General features: G+C 61.2%; 4 protein-coding genes. All 4 read left to right on the forward strand.

The window, feature by feature from the left end:
* On the forward strand, positions 1–1,282 hold a 1,282-nt coding region (locus HP546_RS27300; protein WP_256678551.1), incomplete at its 5' end, for a penicillin-binding transpeptidase domain-containing protein.
* A gap of 15 nt (positions 1,283–1,297) precedes the next feature.
* Positions 1,298–2,101, forward strand: coding sequence for a tetratricopeptide repeat protein (locus HP546_RS27305; protein WP_172232065.1), 804 nt, complete (start codon positions 1,298–1,300; stop codon positions 2,099–2,101).
* Positions 2,101–2,433 (forward strand): YqcC family protein, encoded by a 333-nt coding sequence (locus tag HP546_RS27310; protein ID WP_172232067.1) that lies wholly within the window; start codon positions 2,101–2,103, stop codon positions 2,431–2,433. The genes HP546_RS27305 and HP546_RS27310 overlap by 1 nt, the downstream gene beginning before the upstream one ends.
* A 408-nt stretch (positions 2,434–2,841) precedes the next feature.
* Positions 2,842–3,875, forward strand: a 1,034-nt coding sequence (locus tag HP546_RS27315; protein ID WP_372242468.1) for a thiamine pyrophosphate-binding protein, incomplete at its 3' end; no start/stop codon positions are given.

A 3,875-nucleotide genomic window follows, 5' to 3' on the forward strand; every position in this document is an offset into this window, starting at 1 on the left:
TGCGGCGAAGAAGATGCCGTTGGGCGTGACCAAGCGAGGCAGCCTGGCCGACAGCTCGTTCCCGGCCTTCCTCGACCTGGTCAAGCGCCAGCTGCGCCAGGACTACCGTGACGAAGACTTGACCGAAGAAGGCCTGCGCATCTTCACCAGCTTCGACCCGATTTTGCAGATGAAGGCCGAAACCTCGATGAGCGAGACCTTCAAACGCCTGGCGGGGCGCAAGGGCGCTGACGAGGTGGAGTCGGCGATGGTCGTGACCAATCCGGAAACCGGTGAAGTGCAGGCGCTGATCGGTAGCCGCCAGGCAGGCTACGCTGGTTTCAACCGCGCCATCGACGCCGTCCGGCCTATCGGCTCGCTGGTCAAGCCGTCGGTGTACCTGACCGCGCTGGAACAGCCGAGCAAGTACACCCTGACCAGTTGGGTACAGGATGAACCGTTCTCGGTCAAAGGTGCCGACGGCCAGGTCTGGCGCCCGCAAAACTATGATCGTCGCCCACATGGCACCATCTACCTGTATCAGGGGCTGGCCAACTCCTACAACCTGTCGACTGCCAAGCTTGGCCTGGAAGTCGGCGTGCCCAACGTGATCAAGACCATTGGCCGGCTGGGCGTGAATGTCGACTGGCCGGCGTTCCCGGCAATGCTGCTGGGCGCCGGTGGCATGTCGCCGATGCAGGTCGCGACCATGTACCAGACCATCGCCAACGGCGGCTTCAATACGCCGATGCGCGGTATCCGCAGCGTGCTTACCGCCGAGGGCGAGCCGCTCAAGCGCTATCCGTTCCAGATCCAGCAAACCTTCGATCCGGGGGCCATCTACCTGGTGCAGAACGCCATGCAGCGGGTCATGCGCGAAGGCACCGGGCGCTCGGTGTACAACACCTTGCCGCGTTCGCTGACCCTGGCTGGCAAGACCGGTACCAGTAACGATTCGCGCGACAGCTGGTTCTCCGGCTTCAGCCAGGACCTTTTGGCGGTGGTCTGGATGGGCCGTGACGATAACGGTAAAACACCGTTTACCGGCGCCACCGGTGCCCTGCAGGTGTGGACCAGCTTCATGAAGAAAGCCGACCCCCTGCCGCTGGACATGCCGCAGCCGGACAACGTGGTGCAGGCCTGGATCGACCCCTACAGTGGCCATGGGTCTGATGGCAGCTGTCCGGGAGCCGTGCAGATGCCGTATATTCGCGGGAGTGAACCGCCCGCCGGCGCGACCTGTGGCGGCGAACAGAATCCGGCAGAATCAGTCATGGACTGGGTCAAAGGCTGGATGAATTAAGCGCAGGCTGCATTGATGAGGTGTTACGTGAACAAGTGGCTGTTTCCTGCCGTGACGGCGCTGGTTGTGCTCCAGGGCTGCTCCAGTGTCCAGCGCGGCAATATTCCGGTGGTCGACTCGAGCACCCGCGTGTCCAACAGCGAACGTGTAACGGCCAACCGCTCGGCGGGTGGCTACAATGCGGGCACTGCGCAAGCGCAGACGCTGCCAGAAGACTCTGGCGTCACCGTGATGATCCCGCAGGGTGCTGGCGCTTCAGGCATCCAGACGTTCCCGGCGGCCAATGGCGCGGCGCCCATCAGCACCTCGCCGATCACCCCGGGGCCAATTACCCCAGGCCCGGTCAGTTCGGCGCCGATGACCACCAACCCCAACCCGATCGCCGATGAACCGTTCGATATCGCCTCGATGAATAGCGCTCCGGCGAGCACCAGCGCGCCAACCGGCATTCCGCGCAGCAACACCGCTGCCGGTGGCCTGTCGGCCGATGAACAGCTGGACGGCCCGGTGCTGGCGCTGCTGACCACCGCGAAAACCCAGCAGGGCAGCGGTGATTTCAACGGTGCCGCGTCGAGCCTCGAGCGCGCCCAGCGCATTGCCCCGCGCGAGCCGCAGGTGCTGTATCGCCTGGCCCAGGTGCGGCTGTCGCAGGGTGATGCAGCGCAAGCCGAGCAGCTGGCGCGTCGGGCCCTCACGTATGCCAACGGTCGCCCAAGCCTGCAGGCTGCGCTGTGGAACACCATTGCCCAGGCCCGTGAAAAGCAGGGTGACAGCGCAGGTGCGGCATTGGCCCGTCAAAAAGCCCAGGTCAATTCGTGATGATCGAGCAACGCATTCTGGATATTGCCGACAACCTGCTGCTGATCGAGCGTGAGCTTCAGGTGCAGGGCTGGTGGGATGACGAACCACCAAGCGACGAGGCGCTGGACAGCACGGTGCCGTTTGCCGTTGATACGCTGAGCTTCGAACAGTGGCTGCAATGGATCTTCCTGCCGCGCATGAAGATCATCATTGAGCTGGGCCAGCAGCTACCCAACGCCTCCGGCATTCTGGTCATGGCAGAAACCGTGTTTACCGACCGACCAGAACAAAGTCGCGAGCTGCGCCGCCTGTTGGCAGCTTTTGATCAATTGATAGCTGCTTCCGCCTGATTTCTTCCGTTTTTCGTTCAAGGGCCGCAGATTGTGGCCCTTTTTTGTGGAAATCTTATTTATTCTGCTGCTGAAGCGATTTTTAGTGGTGGCAGTGGTTCATCTTGAGGAAAAATTGGCAATAATTTTTCTTGACTTGTACGCCGCAAATCACAAGAATCCAACTTCCGCTGTAGAGGGACTGCCAGAAGCAGACCCGCTAAGCAGATCATGAGGCGCACACCCGCGCCGACCTGTAACACCCCGCAACGCGTTACCTCGCGCTGGGTGGGAAAACCCCGCAACACTCTGGGGCGCTCCCAATACTTGCTCAGTCAGTGCTGACGTTCGCTCGTGCTCTGCTTGGCAGTAAACCTATTAAGACCCGTCCACTAGGGACGGTATTCTGGCGTTTTAGAGGTGAACAACGTGGAGCTTTTATCCGGCGGTGAGATGATCGTCCGCTTCTTGCGTGACGAAGGCGTCAAGCATATCTATGGGTACCCTGGTGGTGCTCTCCTGCATGTTTACGACGCACTGTTCAAAGAACCGGAAGTGGAACACATCCTGGTTCGTCACGAGCAGGCGGCAACCCATATGGCGGACGGCTACGCCCGCGCCACCGGCAAGGCCGGTGTGGTGCTGGTAACCTCCGGCCCGGGTGCGACCAATGCCATTACCGGCATTGCCACTGCCTATATGGACTCGATTCCGATGGTCATTCTGTCCGGCCAGGTGCCTAGCACCATGGTGGGTACCGATGCCTTCCAGGAAACCGACATGATCGGTATCTCGCGGCCGATCGTGAAGCACAGCTTCATGATCAAGAACCCGACCGAGATCCCTGAAGTTCTGAAAAAAGCTTTCTACCTGGCGCAATCCGGTCGCCCAGGTCCGGTCGTGGTCGACATTCCAAAAGATATGACCAACCCGGCCGAGAAGTTCGAATACGTCTACCCGAAAAAGGTCAAGCTGCGCTCCTACAGCCCTGCGGTCCGCGGCCACTCCGGCCAGATCCGCAAGGCCGCCGAGATGCTGCTGGCTGCCAAGCGCCCGATCGTATATTCCGGTGGTGGTGTGATCCTGGGCGGTGGCTCCGAGTCCCTCACCGAAATCGCCAAGTCGCTCAACCTGCCAGTCACCAACACCCTGATGGGGCTGGGTGGCTTCCCGGGTACCGATCGCCAGTTCCTGGGCATGCTCGGCATGCACGGCAGCTTCACCGCCAACATGGCCATGCACAATGCCGACGTGATCCTCGCCGTCGGTGCGCGTTTCGACGACCGCGTAGTCAATGGCCCGGCCAAGTTCTGCCCGAACGCCAAAATCATCCACATCGACATCGACCCGGCGTCGATCTCCAAGATGATCAAGGCCGACGTGCCAATCGTAGGTCCGGTCGACAGCGTGCTCGGCGAAATGCTCGGCATCCTCAAGGAAATCGGCGAGCAGCCTGAAAAGGC

This window comes from Pseudomonas sp. CM25 (assembly GCF_013179705.1).
Taxonomy (GTDB): Bacteria; Pseudomonadota; Gammaproteobacteria; order Pseudomonadales; family Pseudomonadaceae; genus Aquipseudomonas.